The 1887-nt window shown below is 24.6% G+C and carries 1 protein-coding gene; it reads right to left on the minus strand.

The features are described from left to right. Window positions 1-118 precede the first annotated feature (118 nt). The coding region (locus tag AJN58_RS04850; RefSeq protein WP_070292046.1) for a DUF2972 domain-containing protein at window positions 119-1887 on the minus strand (1769 nt) is incomplete at its 5' end.

The following is a 1887-nucleotide window of genomic DNA, read 5'->3' on the forward strand; positions in this document are numbered from 1 at the left end:
AAGCGAGATGATTTTTTACTCTTTCTATAGCTGAATTTGGGTTATGCATGGGGTTTTCCTTTAGAGATAATAAATAAAATAATTATAATATATTATTAATTAAATAATGCAATATGAATTAATTAATTTCATCTAATTCTTTGCACATTTTTTCAAATTCTTGATAATACTTCCAAGAAGCTACTATATCTGGACGATGTTGTTTGATAAATAAAAGATGTTCATCAAAAACTTTTTTACATTTTAGTCTTAATTTTTTATTTTCTTTCATAAAATTAATTATATCCACTTCTTTTATTTTTATATTTTCTAAAATTTGTTTTTGCTTATTAATATTATCAACTAATGTTGTAACTCTATTTTTGATTTCTTTTTTGATTTCTAATTCGTTAACAAAAATATCATAAAAATCTTTTTTTATATAAAATGCAATATCTTTTAATATTTTTTTCTCATATTCCGAAAAAAAATAATGAGTTACATTGATGCAATAACCTTCTGGAGCTTTTTTCCAAGGAGTTAACCAATTATTCCATAATATCACTCCAGAATCAACTATAGAAATCCAACTTTCATCTGTAACAAACAAATCAATATTTTTATATATATTCAAAGTAAGTGGCAACAAACTTACATTATTATTAATTGCTTTTTTTTCAAATTTTGTTTTATCTATTACGTTTGGTATGTTAATAGATAAAAAATTACACATTTTTTCGATCGTTGTAAATGTTTTTGATCCAACTATGTCATCCATATCGATAATAAAATGTTTTTGAGTATTTACCAAGGCCTTTTTAAGCTGAGAATCATGAAATGTTGTTGATCCATTATCAACATAATATTGAATTAAACTAGATAAATTATAATCGAGACTCCATCCTCCTATTGTGACTAAAGAACTACAAATTTCATTAAAATTATCATTGAGCTTAATATATCTTTTTGCCTTGTTATAAGGTCTCAAAATAGTTACATGATGTTTCAACATGCTTATAGGATCTCTTGTTATATGAACACCTGGTATTTTTGGCAATAAAAAATAAAATTTCTCATGATGGTGATAATTTCTTAAAGCAATATATTTAAAATCAAAATTCGCAACAAATGAAAAATCGTATATATTTTTAAAAATTTGAACAATATTTGAATCATCAATAGGAGTCCCAATACCGCCACCATTTAAAAATCTTAAAAAATTAGCAAATGCTGTGCCACCAGTGCCATGTGAGCACCAATACACAAACTTATACCCATCAGGTAAGGGTAAATTCATATCCCATGCAAGTTCAGCAGGTATGTTATGATAATTGATTTTTTCATTTTCATCATTTAGTTTCTTAGGATCAAGTAAAGAAGGGTAAGGATGATTTCCTTTTTTATATCTTTCATTAAAATCATCTGATAACAACCATTCTTCTATAAGATCAAAATTTTGTATAAAATAATTAAAATTGTGAAAGATATTATCTAATATTGTTTTATAGTCTTGATGAATTTTTAATATATTTTTTATTCTTAGAAATTTTTTTAAAAATAATTGTTTATTATCTATCAATCCTTCAAGGATGCTAGAGCTAATCTGATCGAATTCTTTAAAAATTTCTCTAAAAATTTGGAATTCTTTTTTAGCTTTTTCAATATCATTTTTTAGTTTAAATCCACTTCCTTTATACCAGGTTTTATCAGCCTTGATTAAAACTTCACCTAGCATATAGGATAAATGAAATTTATATCTTAAAGCTTGCTCATAATCACTGCATGTTTCTAAACTTGGATATTTGAGTTGAGGAAAAACTTGTATGCTTTGTTGATAAATTTTTTGTTCTTTTTTGTGTTGTTTTTTAATTTTATAAAGTTTTTTAAATAATGTTATGTACCCCCCCC

The organism is Campylobacter sp. BCW_4321 (genome assembly GCF_001763075.1).
Taxonomy (GTDB): Bacteria; Campylobacterota; Campylobacteria; order Campylobacterales; family Campylobacteraceae; genus Campylobacter_D; species Campylobacter_D jejuni.